At 66.9% G+C, this 19954-nt stretch carries 13 protein-coding genes and 2 pseudogenes; 11 read left to right on the forward strand and 4 right to left on the reverse strand.

Annotated elements, in window-relative coordinates:
- Positions 1–37: 37 nt before the first annotated feature.
- A complete protein-coding gene (gene cysE / locus L3V85_RS13600) occupies positions 38–811 on the forward strand; it encodes a serine O-acetyltransferase (protein WP_237679716.1) in 774 nt (257 codons plus the stop codon).
- A 28-nt stretch (positions 812–839) separates the two neighbouring features.
- Here cysE and cadR read toward each other — a convergent pair whose 3' ends face one another.
- Positions 840–1310 (reverse strand): Cd(II)/Pb(II)-responsive transcriptional regulator, encoded by a 471-nt coding sequence (gene cadR / locus L3V85_RS13605; protein ID WP_237679717.1) that lies wholly within the window; start codon positions 1308–1310, stop codon positions 840–842.
- Between the two features lie 69 nt (positions 1311–1379).
- On the opposite strand from cadR, the gene L3V85_RS13610 reads away from it, so the two are divergent.
- On the forward strand, positions 1380–3695 hold the full coding sequence (locus tag L3V85_RS13610; protein ID WP_237679718.1) for a heavy metal translocating P-type ATPase: 2316 nt from the start codon (positions 1380–1382) through the stop codon (positions 3693–3695).
- An 86-nt stretch (positions 3696–3781) separates the two neighbouring features.
- Complete coding sequence (locus L3V85_RS13615; protein ID WP_237679719.1) at positions 3782–5035, forward strand: cation:proton antiporter; 1254 nt, start codon at positions 3782–3784, stop codon at positions 5033–5035.
- Positions 5036–5039: 4 nt separating this feature from the next.
- Here L3V85_RS13615 and L3V85_RS13620 read toward each other — a convergent pair whose 3' ends face one another.
- Together L3V85_RS13620 and L3V85_RS13625 are read right to left on the reverse strand one after the other, a co-directional pair.
- Entirely contained in the window at positions 5040–6368 is a 1329-nt protein-coding gene (locus L3V85_RS13620) for a heavy metal sensor histidine kinase (protein ID WP_237679720.1), read from the reverse strand.
- Positions 6365–6940, reverse strand: a pseudogene (locus L3V85_RS13625) (winged helix-turn-helix domain-containing protein); the annotation flags it as partial. The gene L3V85_RS13620 and the pseudogene L3V85_RS13625, both read right to left, overlap by 4 nt.
- Before the next feature lie 149 nt (positions 6941–7089).
- Here L3V85_RS13625 and L3V85_RS13630 point away from each other — a divergent pair.
- On the forward strand, positions 7090–8817 hold the full coding sequence (locus L3V85_RS13630) for an IS1634 family transposase (RefSeq protein ID WP_237674302.1): 1728 nt from the start codon (positions 7090–7092) through the stop codon (positions 8815–8817).
- Positions 8818–8855: 38 nt separating this feature from the next.
- Here L3V85_RS13630 and L3V85_RS13635 read toward each other — a convergent pair.
- A pseudogene (locus tag L3V85_RS13635) lies at positions 8856–8996 on the reverse strand (DNA-binding response regulator); the annotation flags it as partial.
- Positions 8997–9155: 159 nt separating this feature from the next.
- Between L3V85_RS13635 and czcI the strand changes: the two are divergent.
- The 7 genes from czcI (at position 9156) to L3V85_RS13670 (ending at position 19857) form a co-directional block, all read left to right on the forward strand.
- Entirely contained in the window at positions 9156–9530 is a 375-nt protein-coding gene (czcI, locus tag L3V85_RS13640; protein WP_237679721.1) for a cation efflux protein, CzcI family, read from the forward strand.
- Between the two features lie 95 nt (positions 9531–9625).
- A complete protein-coding gene (locus L3V85_RS13645) occupies positions 9626–10990 on the forward strand; it encodes a TolC family protein (RefSeq protein WP_237679722.1) in 1365 nt (454 codons plus the stop codon).
- Positions 10991–11008: 18 nt separating this feature from the next.
- Entirely contained in the window at positions 11009–12397 is a 1389-nt protein-coding gene (locus L3V85_RS13650; RefSeq protein ID WP_237679723.1) for an efflux RND transporter periplasmic adaptor subunit, read from the forward strand.
- Between the two features lie 10 nt (positions 12398–12407).
- On the forward strand, positions 12408–15620 hold the full coding sequence (locus tag L3V85_RS13655) for a CusA/CzcA family heavy metal efflux RND transporter (protein ID WP_237679724.1): 3213 nt from the start codon (positions 12408–12410) through the stop codon (positions 15618–15620).
- Complete coding sequence (locus tag L3V85_RS13660) at positions 15610–16521, forward strand: cation diffusion facilitator family transporter (RefSeq protein ID WP_237679725.1); 912 nt, start codon at positions 15610–15612, stop codon at positions 16519–16521. The genes L3V85_RS13655 and L3V85_RS13660 overlap by 11 nt, the downstream gene beginning before the upstream one ends.
- 211 nt (positions 16522–16732) lie before the next feature.
- Positions 16733–18991: a catalase/peroxidase HPI gene (gene katG / locus L3V85_RS13665; protein WP_237679726.1), complete on the forward strand. Its 2259-nt coding sequence runs from the start codon at positions 16733–16735 to the stop codon at positions 18989–18991.
- A gap of 74 nt (positions 18992–19065) precedes the next feature.
- A complete protein-coding gene (locus tag L3V85_RS13670; RefSeq protein ID WP_237679727.1) occupies positions 19066–19857 on the forward strand; it encodes an alpha/beta hydrolase in 792 nt (263 codons plus the stop codon).
- Positions 19858–19954 lie beyond the last annotated feature (97 nt).

Genomic DNA, 19954 nt, shown 5'->3' on the forward strand with positions numbered 1-19954 from the left:
TGCCCGCCCCATATCGATATAACGACAAAAGGCAGCGATGTTCTCTCGCCTGCGCGCCGACATCCGGTGCATCCTCGAACGCGACCCGGCCGCCCGCAGCGCCTGGGAAGTGATCACGGTCTACCCCGGCTTCCATGCCGTGGTGCTGCACCGCTGGGCGCACGCCTGTTGGACTCACGGCTTCAAGTGGCCGGCGCGCTTCATCGCGCATGGGGCGCGCTGGCTGACGGGCATCGAGATTCACCCGGCCGCCAAGATCGGCGAGCGGGTGTTCTTCGACCATGCGATGGGCGTGGTGGTCGGCGAGACCGCCGAGATCGGCGACGGCTGCACCATCTACCAAGGCGTGACGCTGGGCGGCACCTCGCTCTACAAGGGCACCAAGCGGCATCCCACGCTGGGCCGCAACGTGGTGGTGAGCGCCGGCGCCAAGGTGCTGGGCGGCTTCGAGGTGGGCGACGGCGCCAAGATCGGCAGCAACGCGGTGGTCATCAAGCCGGTGCCCGCGGGCGCGACGGCGGTGGGCATTCCCGCGCGCATCATCCCGTCGAAGGCCGGCGAAAGCGCCGACGTGGCCGCGCCGCAGAAGTTCTCGGCCTACGGCATCACGCAGGAAGACGACCCGCTGAGCCAGGCCATGCGCAGCCTGATCGACAACGCCTCGAGCCAGGAGCACCAGATCGCGCTGCTGTGGCAGGCCATCGAGAAGCTGTCGGACCGCTCCGGCTCGACCAAGGACTGCGTGCCAGGCGACGCGGCCCGCGACGAGTGCTTCGAGGCCGAGAAGCTCACGCAGCTCATCGGCAAGTAAAAGCCCGAAGCAAAAGCCCGAGGCCGCTTCAGGCGGCGCGCTTGGCCGGCGCGTGCAGCGCGCCGTGCACATGCCCCGCGTGCTGGCCGAAGGGCTCGGGCACGAGGGCGGCGGTGTCCAGTTCCTGCAGGATGCCGCAGCTGCTCGCCGATTCCGGCCCGCCGCACTGCTGGCGCAGCGCCTTCAACTGCTTTTCCAGGGTCTTCAGCTCGGCGATGCGCGCGGCCACGTGGCCGATGTGGTCGTCCAGCAGCTGATTGACCTGGCCGCAGTCTTCCTGCGGGGCGTCGCGGAATTTCAGCAGGCTGCGGATCTCGTCGAGCGTCATGTCGAGCGAGCGGCAGCGGCGGATGAAGCCCAGGCGCTGGGCATGGTCTTCGTCGTAGATGCGGTAGTTGCCGTCGGTGCGCGCCGGCTCGGGCAGCAGTTGCTCGCGTTCGTAGTACCGGATGGTTTCGACGGGGGTGTTCGCGACCTTGGCCAGTTCACCGATTTTCATGATGCGGCAAATGAAGGAGTGGAAATGAGCGTTTGACTCTACACCTGCTTCAGGGTTTCCAATCGATTCATGACGAACGAAAACGCTCTGACACGGCCTGTGCCGCACGCCCATTCGCACCCTCATTCGCATGGCGACGACCACGGCCATGAGCACGCAAAGCCCCACGCCCACTCGCATGCCGAGGATTCATGCTGCGGCAGCAGCAGCTCCTGCGGCGCGATTCCCCTCGCTCCGGCCGGCGCGGATGGCGCCGACGTGCCGAAGGGCGCGCTGCTGTTCCGCATCCCCACCATGGACTGCGCGGTGGAAGAGTCTGAAATCCGCCGCGCGCTGGAGCCGGTCGCGGGCGTCAAGGCCCTGCGCTTTCGCCTCGGCGAGCGCACCATGGCCATCACCACCGAAGACGGCGCGCTGCCCGAGGCGCTCGCCGCCATCCGCAAGGCCGGCTTCAAGCCGGAGCCGCTGAACCCGGGTGGCACGCAGGCCGCCGCGGCGCCCGCGCAGATCGCCGGCATGAACATGGGCCTCGTGCGCCTCATCGCGGCGCTGGTGCTGGCCATCGCCGCCGAGTCGATCTCGTTCATGGCGCTGGACGGCATGGGCTTCAAGGCCGTGGAGGTCGTGCTTGCGCTCGGCGCCATCGGGCTGGCCGGCCTCGACACCTACAAGAAGGGCTTTGCTGCGCTGGTGCGCGGGCGCCTGAACATCAACGCCCTGATGGCGGTGGCCGTGACCGGCGCCTTCATCATCGGCCAATGGCCCGAAGCCGCGATGGTGATGGCGCTCTACGCCATTGCGGAGCTGATCGAGGCACGCGCCGTGGACCGTGCGCGCAATGCCATCCAGAGCCTGCTGGCGCTCGCGCCGGAGCAAGCCGAGGTCAAGCAGGCCGACGGCAGCTGGAAGACCGTGATGGCCAACGCCGTCGCGCTGGGCGACGTGGCGCGCATCCGCCCCGGCGAGCGCGTGCCGCTCGACGGCATCGTCACCGAAGGCACCAGCGCCATCGACCAGGCGCCCGTCACCGGCGAGAGCATTCCCGTCGACAAGACCATCGGCGACCCGGTGTTCGCGGGCACCATCAACCAGACCGCCGCGCTGGAATTCCGTGTGACGGCGGTGGCGTCGAACACCACGCTCGCGCGCATCATCCACGCGGTCGAAGAGGCGCAAGGCTCGCGCGCGCCGACGCAGCGTTTCGTCGACAAGTTCGCGGCCATCTACACACCCACCGTCTTCGTGCTGGCGCTGGCCGTGGCGGTGCTCACGCCGCTGTTCATGGACTGGGCGTGGATGCAGTCGGTCTACAAGGCGCTGGTGCTGCTGGTCATCGCCTGCCCCTGCGCGCTGGTCATTTCCACGCCGGTCACCGTGGTGAGCGCCCTGGCCTCGGCCGCGCGGCGCGGCATCCTCATCAAGGGCGGCACGTACCTCGAGGAGGCGCGCAAGCTCAAGGCGATTGCGCTCGACAAGACCGGCACCATCACCGAAGGCAAGCCGAAGCTGGTCGAATCAGTGCTGGTCGATGCATCGGGCAGCGAAGCCGCAGTGTTTGCCGTGGCCGCGAGCATTGCGGGCCGCTCCGATCACCCGGTGTCGAAGGCCATTGCCGAGGGCCTGAAGAGCCCGCGGCAAGAGGTCGCCGACTTCACCGCGCTGCCCGGACGCGGCGTGGGGGCCACGCTGGCGGGGCAGGCCTACGTGCTCGGCAACCACCGCCTGATCGAGGAGCGCGGGCTGTGCTCCCCGGCGCTCGAAGCCGAGCTCAAGCGGCATGAAGAGGCGGGCCGCACCGTCACGTTGCTGGCGTCGGACAAGGCAGTGCTGGCGTTGTTCGCGGTGGCCGACACCATCAAGGAATCGTCGCAGGCGGCGGTGGCCGAGTTGCGCGCGCTGGGCGTGACGCCCGTGATGCTCACCGGCGACAACACCGCCACCGCGAAGACCATCGGTGCCCACGCCGGCATCGACGACGTGCGCGGCAACCTGCTGCCCGAGGAAAAGCTCGACGCCATCAAGGCCATGCAGCAGCGCTACGGTGCCGCCGCCATGACCGGCGACGGCATCAACGACGCGCCCGCGCTTGCGCAGGCCGACATCGGCTTCGCCATGGGCGGCGCGGGCACCGACACCGCCATGGAGGCGGCCGACGTGGTCATCATGAACGACGACCTGCGCCGCATTCCGGAGACCATCCGCCTGTCGCGCCGCGCGCACTCGGTGCTGTGGCAGAACATCACGCTGGCGCTGGGCATCAAGGGCGTGTTCTTCGTGCTCGCGGTGTTCGGCAGCGCGACCATGTGGATGGCGGTGTTCGCGGACATGGGCGCGAGCCTGCTGGTGGTGGCGAACGGGCTGCGGCTGATGCGCGTGCCCAAGTGAGGGAAGAGCGGGGGCGGGTTGAGCCGGTCATCGGGTGGCACTAACATGGGCCGCAATTCCGTCGGCTCCCATGTAATCGCTACGCCATGTCCGCAACTTCCCTGCTGCTGCAACTCATCGTCATCCTGACCACCGCGCGCGTCTGCGGCTGGGTGCTTCGCCACGTGGGGCAGCCCAGCGTGGTGGGCGAGATGGCCGCCGGCCTCATGCTGGGGCCGGTCGTTTTCGGGGCGCTGTTCCCGTCGCTGCATGCGCAGCTGTTTTCCAAGGAATCGCTGCAAGGGCTGTCGTCGCTGTCGACCCTCGGGCTGGTGCTGTTCATGTTCGTGGTGGGCCTGGAGCTGCGGGCTTCCAAGGGCGTGCGCGAGCAGCTGCGTTCGGCGGGCTACGTGGGCGTGCTGAGCGTGATCGTGCCGCTGGCGCTGGGCGTTGCCATCTCGCCGGCCCTTTACCCCACGCTGGCGCCGGCGGGCGTGGGCTTCTGGCCGTTTGCGCTGTTCATGGCGGCGGCGCTGTCGATCACCGCGTTCCCGGTGATGGCGCGCATCCTCAAGGACCGGGGCATGACCCGCACGCCCTTCGGGCAACTGTCGCTGGGCGCTGCCGCCGTGGTCGACGTGTTCGCGTGGATTCTGCTGGCCTTTGTGGTGGCGCTGGTGGGCGCGGGCGAGGGTTACCAGGGGCTGCTCAAGACCACGCTGGGCATGGCCGTGGTGCTGTGCGCGCTGTTCTTCGGGCTCAAGCCGGCCTTCGCGTGGCTGCTGCGCACCAAGGCACCGGAGGGTGAGCCCTCGACCACTGTGATGGCCTCGCTGATGATCGGCCTGCTGGTCACCGCCCTGGCCACCGAGTGGCTGCACCTGCACGCGGTGTTCGGCGCCTTCCTGTTCGGCGCCTGCCTGCCGCGCGACGACCGGCTGCTGAAGTCGCTGAGCGAGCGCATCGAGCCGATTTCCATCGTCGTGCTGATGCCGCTGTTCTTTGCGCTGGCCGGGCTCGGCACCACCTCCAATGCGTTCTCTGGCGCGGGCTTCGGCGCCATGATGTTGATCCTGGGCGTGGCCGCCTTCGGCAAGATCGCCGGCGGCGCGGTCGGTGCCCGCATGGCAGGCTACGGCTGGCGCGACAGCCTGGCCACGGGCTCGCTGATGAACGCGCGTGGCCTCATGGAACTCATCGTCATGAAGATCGGCCTGGACGCCGGCCTGATCGGCCCCGAACTGTTCACGATGCTGCTGGTCATGGCGCTCGTGACCACCGCCATGACCGGGCCGCTGATCAACCTTTTCATCGGTCGCCGGTCACCTGCCGTGGCCGATGCGGCGCACGCCAAGCCTTGACGGCTCAAGAACGCAGCAGCGTGAACCCGATGCGCGTCTCGCCGCCCTGGCTGGCCGCGAACACCCGCCCGCCATGCATGCGTGCGATGGCCTCGACGATCGACAACCCCAGCCCGTGGTGCCGCGTGGAGCCGTCGCGTGCCTGGGCGGCGCGGTAGAAGCGCTCGAACAGGCGCGGCAGCGCGGCCGGGTCGATCGGCTCGCCGCGGTTGACCACCGCCACGGTGAATTCCCCGCTGTCCTGGCCGATCTCGATGCGGATGACCGAGGCCGGCGTGGCGAAGCGGATGGCGTTGCCCAGCAGGTTGAACAGCGCGCGCCGTATCAGCGCGGTGTCCACGTCGGCCATGGCGTCGCCCGTCACCTCGGCGCGCAGGCCGGCTTCTTCGAGCATGGCGTCGTAGAAGTCGATCACATCGGCGGCCTGCACGGCCAGGCTCGTCACCGCGCGCGTGCGCATCGGCGTGCCGCGCTCGGCCTGGGAGAGAAACAGCATGTCGGTAACGATGCCCGAGAGCCGGCCGATTTCCTCGAGGTTGGACGCGAGCACCGCCTGCAGTTCTTCGTTGCTGCGCTGACGGGTGAGCGCGAGTTCGGTCGAGCCGATCAGGTTGGCCAGCGGCGTGCGCAGCTCATGCGCCACGTCGGCGTTGAAGGACTCCAGCTGCACGTAGGCACGCTGCACCCGCAGCAGCAGGGCGTTGAACTGGGTGATCCACGGGCGCAGCTCTTCGGCGAAACCCATGGCGTCGATGGGCCGGTTGGCCTTGTCCGGCGCCATGGCCGCGGTGCTCTCGGCCAGCCGCTTGAGCGGACGCAACCCGCGCCGCACCAGCCACATGCCGGTGAACGAGACCAGCGCCGTGCCCAGCACCACCGCGCCCAGCAGCGTCCACGCCAGGCGCCGCAGCAGGCGCGCTTCCTGCGCGGTGTTCACGCCGATCTGTACGGAAAGCTGCGTGGTGGTGTCGCCCTGCGTCCACGGCACTTCGATGTCGCGCAGCATCCAGATGCCGCCGACCGCGGGCGTGGACTGGAACAGCGTCTGGCCCGCGTGCGAGATCGACAGCGTCACGTCGTCCTGCATCGAGAAGAAGTCGTCGAGCTTGTGCCGCAGGAAGGGCAGGTTGCCGCCTTTCTCCGCCTCCTTGAGCAGGTGCTGCACCAGCACCGCCTTGTGGTCGAGTTCCTCTTCCTGCTTCTGGTCGAAGTTCCAGGCGGTGACGAGGTAGATGGCAAGGCAGATCACGCTGAGCCCGAACAGCGTCTGCGCGGCGATCCAGAGCGACAGCCGGCTCTGGATGGAGTGCGGCCGGCCTGGGGGCTGACTCATGCCCAGGAGCGGTCTTCCAGCACGTAGCCCATGCCGCGCACCGTGTGCAGCAGCTTCACGTCGAACGGATCGTCGAGCTTGCTGCGCAGGCGGCGGATGGCCACTTCCACCACGTTGGTGTCGCTGTCGAAGTTCATGTCCCACACCTGCTCGGCGAGCGTGGTGCGCGACAAAATCTGGCCGCGCCGCCGCAGCAGCACCACCAGCAGCGTGAATTCCTTGGCCGTGAGGTCGAGCCGCGCGCGGTTGCGAAAGCACTTGCGGCTCACGAGGTCGAGTTCCAGATCGGCCAGTCGCAGCGTGGTCGATTCCTGCGGCTTGCCCCGGCGCAACAGCGCCTGCACCCGCGCCAGCAGCTCCGAAAACGAGAACGGCTTGACCAGATAGTCGTCCGCCCCTTGCTGCAGGCCCTGCACGCGGTCTTCGACCTTGTCGCGCGCTGTGAGCACCAGCACGGGCACGTTCTTCGTGCGCCGTATGGCCTGCAGAACGGCAAAGCCGTCGATGCCGGGCAGCATCACGTCGAGCAGAACCAGCGCGTAGTCGCCCTCGGTGGCGAGGTATCCCGAGTTCGACACCAAACCGCCGTTTTCCGATGTTTTCGCGGACCGGTGCCATATGAATCAAGCACTTAGCTGAGGCGTTTTGATTTTTATGTAGTGGCAATGTTTTATTGCTGATGTGTTGGCAATTGCCCGTATTTTTTTGCTACACTTCTTCTATGTTCATCAAGCTCACCCGCTCAGGCGGCCACACCTACGCCCAGTTGGTGGAGTCCTTCCGAGACGAACACGGCAAACCCCGCCAGCGCACGCTGGCCACCATCGGGCGGGTGGACGAAACAGATGGACAAGTCGACTCACTGCTGGGCGGTCTGCTTCGCGCCAAGGGTCGCTCACTGAGTGAGACATCCGTTCCCCAGGTGCGTTTTGAATCCGCACTGGCCCTGGGCGATGTCTGGGCGCTGGATCAACTCTGGCACGAGTTGGGTTTCGATGGCTTGGCTGCTGTCTTTCGCCGCGCACGCTTTACCAACCCCATCGAGCATGCCCTGCGGGTGATGGTCTTTAACCGGCTGTGCGACCCCGACTCCAAGCTCGGGGTGCTGCGCTGGCTGCAAACCGTCAGCATGCCGGGTATCGATGCAGAGGCACTCACCCACCAGCAACTGCTGCGCAGCATGGATGCGCTCATGGACCACCAGGACGCGGTGGATGAATGCGTGGCGGGCCTTTTGCGCCCGCTGATTGATGAGGATCTGTCGGTGGTGTTCTACGACCTGACCACCATCCGCGCCCAAGGACTGAGCCAGCAAGAGGGTGACGTGCGCCGCTATGGGATGTCCAAGGAAGGCATGGTGGTGCGCCAATTCATGCTCGGCGTGGTGCAAACAGCCGACGGCATGCCTATCTATCACGAGGTGTTTGCGGGCAACACAGCCGAGGCACCGACGTTGGAGCCGACCTTGAAGAAGGTGATGGCGCGTTACCCGCACATCCGCCGCCTGGTGGTGGTGGCTGACCGTGGGCTGCTTTCGCTGGACAACATAGAGGCCTTGTCCGAGTTGCGCTTGTCGGGTGGGGCCAGCGGATCAACCGATCAAGCGCTGGAGTTCATCCTGGCAGTGCCGGGGCGGCGCTATGGCGAGTTCGCAGACATACTGGAGCCGATCAACGCCCGAGCCCGAGCCCGCGCATCAGAGCAAGAAACGACAGAAGAGACTATCGATGAGGCGCAATGGCAGGGTCTTCGTCTGGTGGCGGCCCATAACCCGCAGCAGGCGGCCGAGCAGACTGCCAGTCGTCAGGCGCGCATTGACCAATTGCGCCAGCGCGCCGACCAGCTGGTGGGCAAGCTCGATTCGCAAGATGCAGGCAAGGCACACCGGGGTAGAAAGCTGTCTGATGCGGGTGTGACGGCACGCTTCTTCCATGAGGTGAGCGAGGCGCACCTCAAGCGCATCATCAAGGTCGATTTGCATGCCGATCTGTTCACGTATGACATCGACCAGGCAGCTCTGGCCCGCGCCCAGGCGATGGATGGCAAGCTGCTGCTGGTGACCAACGTGGCGGACTTGACACCCAAAGAGGTGGTGCAGCGCTACAAGGCACTGGCAGACATCGAACGGGGATTTCGGGTGCTGAAGTCGGAGATCGAGATTGCGCCGGTGTTCCACCGCCTGCCCGAGCGCATCAAGGCGCATGCGAGCATTTGCATGCTGGCCCTGATCCTGTACCGCGTGATGCGCCAGCGCCTGAAGATGAGTGGCAGCGATTTGTCACCGGAGGCTGCCCTGGCGGACTTGCGGCGAATTCAGCGCCACCGTGTGAGCATCAACAATGCCGCGCCCATTGCGGGCGTCTCTTCCATCGTCCAACGCCAGACCGATGTGCTGGCCGCACTGAAGATCAAAAAACCCCAGCAAGACACCCAATTGAGCCTGCTGTAGTGGCAGCCGAGAGTCTTGGCCCATACAAATCAAGCACTTAGCGCGGTTGGTGTCGAACTCGGGAGGTATTTCCCCTCGATGCCGTCGCGGGCTATATCGACCACGTATCCGTTCTCTTCGAGCCCCTTTTTCAGGTAATCGCCCAGTTTGGGCTCGTCTTCGATAACAAGAATTCGCATGGGTGAATGGTAACGAAGCACTTTTGGTGCCTCGGTTACGTTTTAGTAATCCTATTGACGGACAAATGCGCAACCCGGCGTCATACATTGCGCAGGGCCTGCACACCGCAAGGGCATTGCCCAAGCCCTGCTGCAGGCCCTCGATATACTTTTTGTTCCATGCGCCGCTGGTTCCTGATTCTTATGCTGTTCCTGCTTCCGTTCCAGCTCAGCTGGGCGGCGGCGTCAGCCTATTGCCAGCACGAGCGCGACACGCAGCCCCGGCACTGGGGCCACCACGAGCACGAAACCCGCGGCACCGACCGCAGCCACAGCGGCGAGGGCGCGCAGAAGAACTCCAGCACCCAGCCCAATGCCGTCGTCGGCGACTGCGCCGTCTGCCACTCCGGCTATGCGCAGCATGTCGAAGGCGCGCAGGAGCCCGTGCTGTCCGTGCGGCGCGCCGCACAGCCGCTGCGCGCCATCGCCGCCGAGCGATTCGATTCGCACATCTCCGACGTTCCGGTCCGTCCCGACTGGTCTCTCGCCCTCTGATTCGGCGAGAGAACACACACAACTTCTGATCCACACCATCAGCTGAGCTCTCGCCGAATTCGTCCGTCCGTTGTTTCGCAACCCAGGAGAATTCGATGCGCACGCTCTTCGTGCCGCTGGCCGTCTTGGCCATGGCGGTGCCCCCGGCATATTCACAACAAGTCACGCCGTCCGTTCCGGCCGCGGCCGGTTCCTCTTCATCTTCGCCGCAGGCGTCTTCGCGCCCGGCCACCAGGACACTGGAGCCCGCAGGCCCGCTGACCCTGCGCAGCGCCGTTGCGATGGCACTGCGCGCCAACCCCGGCCTTGCCGCCGCGTCGCGCGAGCAGGACGCCACCGAGGCCGCCATCGTGCAGGCCGGCGCCTGGCCCAACCCCACGCTCGACGCACAACTGGAAGACCTGCGCCGCGACAACCGCACCACCACATTGCAGCTCAGCCAGCCGATCGAACTCGGCGGCAAGCGCGCGGCCCGCGTGACGGCGGCCGAGCGCGCACGCGACCAGGCCGCATCGGCGCTGGCAGGGCGCCGCGCCGAGATCCGCGCCTCGACCATCACCGCCTTCTTCGACGTGCTGACCGCGCAGGAGCGCCTGCGGCTCGCGCAAGACTCCGTGGGCCTTGCGCAGACGGCGACCCGCGCGGCCACCAACCGCGTGGCGGCCGGCAAGGTGTCGCCGCTGGAAGAAACCAGGGCGCGCGTGGCCGAGGCCGGCACGCGCGTCGAGCTGTTGCAGGCCGAAGGCACGCTGCGCTCGGCGCGCCAGCAACTGGCGGCGCTGTGGGGCAACCCCGATCCGCGCTTCACCCAGGTGGAGGGCGCGGTCGATCAGCTGCCCGCGATGGCGCCGGCGCAGAACCTGGGCGTGCGCCTTGCCGCGGCGCCCGTGGTGGTGCAGGCGCGGCTCGAAGTCGAGCGGCGCAAGGCGCTGTCCGACCTGGAGCAGGCCAAGCGCATTCCCGACGTGACCGTGTCGCTGGGCGCCAAGCGCGTGCCGGCTTCCGACGGCGAAGTCGGCGGCAGCCGGCGCAACCAGGTGGTGGTGGGCCTGTCGGTGCCGCTGCCCATCTTCGACACCAACCGGGGCAACGTGGCCGAGGCCCTGAGCCGCGAGGAAAAGGCGCGCGACGACCTCGCCGCCGCCGAGCTGCAACTGGGCACCGAGGTGGCGCAGGCCACCGAGCGCCTGCGCTCCGCGCGCGCCACCGCAGAAACGCTGCAGCACGACGCGCTGCCCGGCGCCGAGACCGCCTACAAGGCCGCGACCAAGGGCTTCGAACTCGGCAAGTTCAGCTTCCTGGAGGCGTTGGATGCCCAACGCACGCTGTTCCAGGTGCGCGCGCAGTACCTGCTTTCGCTGGCCGACGCACACCGCGCGGCCGGCGAACTCGACCGGCTGCTCGGCAATGAAGGCGACGACATCTCCCCAGTGACACCCGCGGCGCCCGTGGCGCGCTGACAAGGAAGGCAACAGATCATGAACACACAGAACCGCGGCTCGTTCACGGAGCGCGTCGGCAAGAAGCAGTGGATGGCGATCGTCATCGTCCTCGTCGTGGGGCTCGGCGCCGGCGCGATGATCCTTCGCTCCGGCCCCGGCAAGCCCGAGGCCGCCGGCCATTCGGAAGAAGCCGGCCACGGCGACGGCGAGCACCACGAAGAAGGCAAGAAGGAAGGCAAGGCGCAAGCCAAGGAAGAGGGCAAGGACCACGACCACGATCACGGCGAAGCCAAGGGCCACGCCGACAAGGAGCACCACGAGGAAGGCAAGCAAGAAGGCAAGCAGGCCGCCGCTTCGGGCGAGGCGAAGAAAGAGCACGCCGGCCACGAGGAAGAGGAAGAAAAGATCGCTTTCACCGACGCGCAGATCAAGGCGGCCGATATGACCATCGAGAACGCCGGCCCTGCGCGGATCAAGTCGTCGCTGCAGTTGCCCGGCGAGATCAAGTTCAACGAAGACCGCACGGCGCACGTGGTGCCGCGCGTGGCGGGCGTGGTCGACAGCGTGTCGGCCAACCTGGGCCAGGAGGTCAAGCGCGGCCAGGTGCTGGCGGTGATTTCGAGTCCGGCGCTGTCGGAGCAGCGCAGCGAACTGCAGTCGGCGCAGCGCCGGCTCGCGCTGGCGCGCACCACCTACGTACGCGAGAAGACGCTCTGGGAAGAAAAGATCTCGCCCCAGCAGGACTACCTGCAGGCGCAGCAGGTGATGCAGGAGGCGCAGATCGCCGTGGCCAACGCCAACCAGAAGCTGCTGGCGCTGGGCGCCACGCCGTCGTCGTCGGCGCTGGGCCGCTACGAGTTGCGCGCGCCCTTCGACGGCATGGTGGTCGAAAAGCACATCTCGCTGGGCGAATCGGTGGGCGAGGCCGTTAACGTCTTCACCATCTCCGATCTGTCGACCGTGTGGGCCGAGATCAGCGTGGCCGCCAACAACCTGAACCTGGTGCGCATCGGCGAGCCGGTGAGCATCCGTTCCAGCGCGCTGGGCCAGACGGCGACGGGCAAGGTGTCTTACGTGGGCTCGCTCATCGGCGCGCAGACGCGCACCGCCACCGCGCGCGTCACGCTGACCAACCCGCAGCGCGTCTGGCGCCCGGGGCTGTTCGTGAACGTGGAACTCGTGGCCTCCGAGGTCGACGCGCCGGTGACGGTGTCGACCGAGGCGGTGCAGACGGTGGAAGACAAGCCCACCGTGTTCCTGCGCGTGCCCGGCGGCTTCGTGCCGCAGCATGTGCAGACCGGGCGCAGCGACGGCCAGCGCATCGAGATCACCAGCGGCCTGAAGCCCGGCGCGGCCTATGCCGCGAGCGGCAGCTTCGTCGTGAAGTCGCAGCAGGGCAAGAGCTCGGCCACGCACACCCACTGAGGAAGTCCGCATGTTCGAACGCATCATCCGCTTCTCCATCGAGCAGCGCTGGCTCATCCTGCTCGCCGTGCTGGGCATGGCGGCACTGGGCATCTTCAGCTACCAGAAGCTGCCCATCGACGCGGTGCCCGATATCACCAACGTGCAGGTGCAGATCAACACAGCCGCGCCCGGCTACTCCCCGCTGGAGACCGAGCAGCGCGTGACCTACCCGATCGAGACCGTCATGGCCGGCCTGCCGGGCCTGCAGCAGACGCGCTCGCTCTCGCGCTACGGCCTGTCGCAGGTGACGGTGATCTTCAAGGACGGCACCGACATCTACTTTGCGCGGCAGCTCGTCAACGAACGCATCCAGTCGGCGCGCGAGAGCATGCCCAGGGGCATCTCGCCGGTGATCGGGCCGATCTCCACGGGCCTGGGCGAAATCTATCTGTGGACCGTGGAAGCCGAAGAGGGGGCCAGGAAGGCCGACGGCAAGCCGTATTCGTCGACCGACCTGCGCGAGATCCAGGACTGGATCATCAAGCCGCAGCTGCGCAACGTGGCGGGCGTGACCGAGATCAATTCCATCGGCGGCTATGCCAAGGAATTCCAGATATCGCCCGACCCCGCCAAGCTGCTGGCCCACGGCCTCACCATGACCGACCTGGTCACCGCGCTGGAGCGCAACAACGCCAACGTGGGCGCGGGCTACATCGAGAAGCGCGGCGAGCAATACCTCATCCGCGCGCCGGGGCAGGTGAAGTCGGTCGAGGACATCGGCAACGTCATCCTGGGCAACGCCAACGGCATTCCGCTGCGCGTGCAGGACGTGGCCGAGGTCGGCATCGGCAAGGAACTGCGCACGGGCGCGGCCACCGACAACGGCCGCGAGGTGGTGCTGGGCACCGTGTTCATGCTGATCGGCGAGAACAGCCGCACCGTGTCGCAGGCCGTCGACAGGAAGATGCAGGAGATCAACCGCACGCTGCCCGCCGGCGTGAAGGCGGTGACGGTGTACGACCGCACGGTGCTGGTCGACAAGGCCATCGCCACGGTGAAGAAGAACCTGTTCGAGGGCGCGGTGCTGGTCATCGCGATCCTGTTCCTGTTCCTGGGCAACATCCGCGCGGCGCTCATCACTGCATTGGTGATTCCGCTGTCGATGCTCTTCACCTTCACCGGCATGGTGAACCAGAAGGTCAGCGCCAACCTCATGAGCCTGGGCGCGCTGGACTTCGGCATCATCATCGACGGCGCGGTGGTGATCGTGGAGAACTGCGTGCGAAGGCTGGCCCACGCGCAGGCCCACAAGGGCCGGCCGCTGACGCGCAGCGAGCGCTTCCACGAAGTGTTCGCCGCCTCGCAGGAGGCGCGCCGGCCGCTGCTGTTCGGCCAGCTCATCATCATGATCGTGTACCTGCCGATCTTTGCGCTCACCGGCGTGGAGGGCAAGCTCTTCCACCCGATGGCCTTCACCGTGGTGATCGCGCTGCTGGGCGCGATGATCCTGTCGATCACCTTCATCCCCGCGGCTGTGGCACTGTTCATCGGCAACAAGGTCAGCGAGAAGGAAAACCGCCTGATGGTGTGGGCCAAGCGTGGCTACGAGCCGCTGCTGGCGCGCGTCATGGGCGCCAAGCCGCTGGTGATCACCACCGCGGTGGTGGCGGTGCTGCTGTCGGGCCTGCTGGCCACGCGCCTGGGCACCGAGTTCGTGCCCAGCCTGAGCGAAGGCGACTTCGCCATCCAGGCGCTGCGCATTCCAGGCACCAGCCTCACGCAGTCGGTCGAAATGCAGAAGCAGCTCGAACGCACGCTGAAAGAGAAGTTTCCGGAAATCGAACGCATCTTCGCGCGCACGGGCACGGCCGAGATCGCTTCGGACCCGATGCCGCCGAACATCTCCGACGGCTACATCATGCTCAAGCCCGAGAGCGAGTGGCCCAAGCCGCGTCGCTCGCGCGCCGAGGTGCTGGCGGCGGTGCAGGAAGAAGTGGAGAAGCTGCCGGGCAACAACTACGAGTTCTCGCAGCCCATCCAGCTGCGCTTCAACGAGCTGATCTCCGGCGTGCGCAGCGACGTGGCGGTGAAGATCTTCGGCGACGACATGGACGTGCTGAACAAGACCGCGGCCGAGGTGTCGGAGGCGCTGGGCAAGATCGCCGGCGCGGCCGAGGTGAAGGTCGAGCAGACCACCGGCCTGCCGATGCTCACGGTGAACATCGACCGCAACAAGACCGCGCGCTACGGCCTGAACGTGGGCGACGTGCAGGAGGCGATCTCGATCGCTGTCGGCGGCCGTGAAGCGGGCACGCTGTTCGACGGCGACCGCCGCTTCGACATCATCGTGCGCCTGCCCGAGAACCTGCGCACCGACCTCGAGGCCATCAAGCGCCTGCCGGTTGCGCTGCCCAAGGGCGCGGGCGCGGAGGGCGCGCGCACCAGCTTCATTCCGCTCGGCGAAGTGGCCACGCTCGACATTGCGCCGGGCCCGAACCAGGTCAGCCGCGAGGACGGCAAGCGCCGCATCGTGGTGAGCGCGAACGTGCGCGGCCGCGACCTGGGTTCCTTCGTGGCCGAGGCCGAGGAAGCGATGCGCAACGTGAAGATCCCGACCGGCTACTGGACCGTGTGGGGCGGCCAGTACGAGAACCTCGCGTCGGCCACGCAGCGGCTGCAGGTCGTGGTGCCGGTGTCGCTGCTGCTGGTGTTCACGCTGCTGTTCGCGATGTTCGGCAACCTCAAGGACGGGCTGCTGGTGTTCACCGGCATTCCGTTCGCGCTCACGGGCGGTATCGTGGCGCTGTGGATGCGCGGCATTCCGCTGTCGATCTCGGCGGCGGTGGGCTTCATCGCGTTGTCGGGCGTGGCGGTGCTCAACGGGCTGGTGATGATTTCGTTCATCCGCAACCTGCGCGAGGGCGGCCTGCCGCTGGATGCCGCCATCCGCGAAGGCGCGCTCACGCGGCTGCGGCCGGTGCTGATGACCGCACTGGTGGCGTCGCTGGGCTTCGTGCCCATGGCCATCGCCACCGGCACGGGCGCCGAGGTGCAGCGGCCGCTGGCCACCGTGGTGATCGGCGGTATCCTCTCGTCGACCGCGCTGACGCTGCTGGTGCTCCCGCTGCTCTACCGCATCGCGCACAGGCGCGACGAAGAAGAGGCGCAGCAGGAAGATACTCGCGAGCAGAACCACGGCGCGCCGCTGGCCCCTGCACCGCAAGGAACCCATGGCACATGAGCATTCGCACGCCGCAGGCAGCAACGAGAAAGCACTGCGCTGGGCGCTGCTGCTGACATCGGCCTACCTCGTCGCCGAGGTGGTCGGCGGGCTGGTGTCGGGCAGCCTCGCGCTGCTGTCCGACGCGGCCCACATGTTCACCGACACCGTGGCACTGGCAATCTCGTTGGCCGCCATCTGGATAGGCAAACGGCCGGCCGACAGGCGGCGTACTTTCGGCTACTACCGCTTCGAGATTCTGGCGGCGGTGCTGAACGCGGTGCTGCTTTTCTTCGTGGCCATCTACGTGCTGTACGAGGCGTACCGCCGCATCTCCGCGCCGGCCGAGATCCAGTCGACCATGATGCTGCTGGTGGCCGTCGGCGGGCTGGTGGTCAACCTGATCGGCATGCGGCTGCTGGCGTCGGGCAAGGACAAGAGCCTCAACGTGAAAGGCGCGTACCTGGAGGTGTGGGCCGACATGCTGGGCTCCATCGGCGTGATCGTCGGTGCGCTGGTGATCCGCTTCACGGGTTGGGCATGGGTCGATTCGGTGATCGCGGTGGCCATCGGCCTGTGGGTGCTACCGCGCACCTGGCGGCTGCTGCGCGAGAGCCTCAACGTGCTGCTCGAAGGCGTGCCCGACGACGTGGACCTGCAGGAGGTCGAACGCGCGCTGCTGGCAAGCGAAGGCGTCGCCAGCCTGCATGACCTGCATGTGTGGGCGCTCTCCAGCGGCAAGGTGAGCCTGAGCGTGCACGTGGTAGGCACGCCGGATGTAGGCGACCTGGCACCGTTGACGCTGCGCCTGCGCGCGCTGCTGGCGCAGCGCTTCGACATCCACCATTCGACGGTGCAGGCCGAGCGCGTGCCTTGCGAGCAGGCGGCCGACAGCCACGGCTTCGGGCCCGCGGCGGCCTGAGCGATGCCATTCGGCCGCAGGGGCCGATCGATTGCGGCGAGGTGCGCGATGGGGCTATAAAGCTCGCGTCCGGGCGGCAAAGACCGCGTGGCGAATGACAAGCATGGCCGGCTTGCGCTATCGCTGGAATTGAGTGCTTCTATTCGCCTCACCGCGGCTTCTGTCAGAGAATTTGGTTCACCCCCTCGCAGCAGAAAACCAGGAGTTCCCCATGAGCAGTGACAAGTCCGAAGCCAAGTGTCCCTTCAGCCAGGCAGCAGGTGCCGGCACCACGAATCGAGACTGGTGGCCCAAGCAGCTGCGTCTCGATCTGCTTCACCAACACTCGTCGAAATCCGATCCGATGGACAAGGACTTCGACTACGCCGCGGCATTCAAGAGCCTCGACCTCGCCGCGCTGAAAAAAGACCTCGCCGCACTGATGACCGATTCGCAGGACTGGTGGCCGGCGGACTTCGGCCACTATGGTCCGCTGTTCATCCGCATGGCATGGCACAGCGCGGGCACCTATCGCATCGGCGATGGACGCGGCGGCGCCGGTCGTGGCCAGCAACGCTTCGCGCCGCTGAACAGCTGGCCCGACAACGTGAGCCTCGACAAGGCGCGCCGCCTTCTGTGGCCGATCAAGCAGAAGTACGGCAACAAGATTTCATGGGCCGATCTGTTGATCCTCACGGGCAACGTCGCGCTGGAAACCATGGGCTTCAAGACTTTCGGCTTCGCCGGCGGTCGTGCCGACGTGTGGGAACCCGACCAAGACGTGTACTGGGGCCGCGAGACCACCTGGCTCGGCGGCGACATCCGCTATTCGCAAGGCTCGCCGGGCGTCGACAAGCCGAACGCGGTGCTCGTGAAGGATGACGACAGCAAGGTGCCGCACACCCGCGACCTGGAGAACCCGCTGGCCGCCGTGCAGATGGGCCTGATCTACGTGAACCCCGAGGGTCCGGACGGCAATCCCGATCCGCTCGCTGCCGCACGCGACATTCGCGACACCTTTGCGCGCATGGCCATGGACGACGAAGAGACCGTGGCGCTCATTGCCGGCGGCCACACCTTCGGCAAGACGCACGGCGCGGGTCCGGCAACCAACGTTGCACACGAGCCTGAAGCGGCGGGCATCGAAGACCAGGGCCTGGGCTGGAAGAACAGCTTCGGCAGCGGCAAGGGCGGCGACACGATCACCAGCGGCCTGGAAGTCACCTGGACCACCACGCCCACCAAGTGGAGCAACAACTTCTTCGAGAACCTGTTCGGCTATGAATGGGAACTCACCAAGAGCCCTGCAGGCGCGCACCAGTGGGTGGCCAAGGGCGGTGCCGGCGCGGGGACCATTCCGGACGCGCACGACGCATCGAAGCGCCACGCGCCGACCATGCTCACCACCGACCTGTCGCTGCGCATCGACCCGGCCTACGAGAAGATCTCGCGCCGCTTCCTGGCAAACCCCGACCAGCTCGCCGATGCTTTCGCCCGCGCATGGTTCAAGCTCACCCACCGCGACATGGGTCCGCGCGCACGCTACCTCGGACCGGAAGTGCCGGCCGAAGAGCTGATCTGGCAAGACCCGATTCCCAAGGTCGACCATGCGCTGGTCGATGCGCAGGACGTGGCCGCGCTCACGACGAAGGTGCTGGCTTCCGGCCTCACGCCGGCGCAGCTCGTGTCGACGGCATGGGCATCGGCCTCGACCTTCCGCGGCTCCGACAAGCGCGGCGGCGCGAACGGCGCGCGCATTCGCCTGGCGCCGCAGAAAGACTGGGCGGTGAACGAACCGGCGCAGCTGGCCAAGGTGCTACAGGTGCTCGAAGGCATCCGCGAGGAATTCAACGCGGCGCAGAAGGGCGGCAAGAAAATCTCGCTGGCCGACCTGATCGTGTTGGCGGGCAATGCAGGCGTGGAGCAGGCCGCGCGCAATGCCGGACGCGAACTGAAGGTGCCGTTCTCGCCGGGCCGCGCCGACGCCTCGCAGGAACAGACCGATGTGCCGTCCTTCGAGCCGCTGGAGCCCGTGGCCGACGGTTTCCGCAACTACACCAAGGCCCGCTTCAGCGTGCCGGCCGAAGTGCTGCTGGTCGACAGGGCGCAGCTGCTGACGCTGACCGCGCCGGAACTGACCGTGCTCATCGGCGGCCTGCGCGTGATCGGCGCCAATGTCGGCCAGAGCAAGGACGGCGTCTTCACGAAGAAGCCGGGCACGCTGAGCAATGACTTCTTCGTCAACCTGCTCGACATGGGCACCGAGTGGAAGGCTGCTCCGGCCGGCAACGAGAAGTACGAAGGCCGTGACCGCAAGTCGGGCGAACTGAAGTGGACCGGCACGCGTGCCGATCTGGTCTTCGGCTCGAACGCGCAGCTGCGCGCGATTGCCGAGATCTACGCAAGCTCGGATGCGCAGGAGAAGTTCGCGCACGACTTCGTGGCCGCGTGGACGAAGGTGATGAACCTCGACAGGTTCGACCTGGCCTGAGCCTCTGGCTTGCCACTCGCCGGGGGCTGTAAAGCCTCCGGCGCGGCGATACCATCCCGGGCAGGAGATCGTCGATGTACAACGCTGCCCGATACTGGATCGCCGGCTTTCTGATCGCGTTGGTTGCACAAGCCCACGCGCAGATCACGCAGAAGGTGGTGGACATTCCCACCCGGCCTGGCGTGACGCAGCGAATGCTCGTTCTGTCGCCGCCGGAAGCAAAGGCTGCCGTCATCCTGATCGCGGGCGGGCACGGCGGCCTGCAGATCTTTCCCAACGGATCGTTCAACTGGGGGGCCGGCAACTTCCTCGTTCGCACGCGACAGGCATTCGCGGAGCAGGGGCTCATGGTGGCCGTGATCGATGCGCCGTCGGACAGGCAGAGTCCGCCGTATCTGAGCGGCTTCAGGCAGACGCCCGAGCACGCTGCGGACCTGAAGGCGGTCATCGCGTGGATGCGCGAGGCGTCCAAGGCGCCGGTGTGGCTGGTGGGCACCAGCCGGGGCACGCAATCGGCAGCGTATGTGGCCACCGCGCTTTCAGGCCCCGAGGGGCCTGACGGCGTCGTCCTCACCTCGACCATCCTTGTCGACAACCGCGGCCGGCCCGTGCCGGCGATGCCGCTGGCGAACATCCGTGTTCCCGTGCTCGTGGTGCATCACGAGCAGGATGGCTGCGCGCTCTGCCCGTTTGCCAAGGTGCCCGAGCTGATGGCGAAGCTGGAGAACTCGCCGAAGAAGGCGTTGCTGAGCTTCAAGGGCGGCGAGAGCAGGGGCGATGCATGCGAGGCGATGGCCTATCACGGCTTCAACGGGATCGATCGCGAAGTCGTTCCGCAGATTGCGGAGTGGATCCTGGGCAGGTAAAGGCAGGGGCGCCGGTTGTCGGACAATCGCCTCCGCGCACGTCGCGCCTGAATCACAACATGCAGATCGATGGGTAGCTACGACAAGTCTTCCGCAC

Source organism: Variovorax paradoxus (assembly GCF_022009635.1).
Taxonomy (GTDB): domain Bacteria; phylum Pseudomonadota; class Gammaproteobacteria; order Burkholderiales; family Burkholderiaceae_C; genus Variovorax.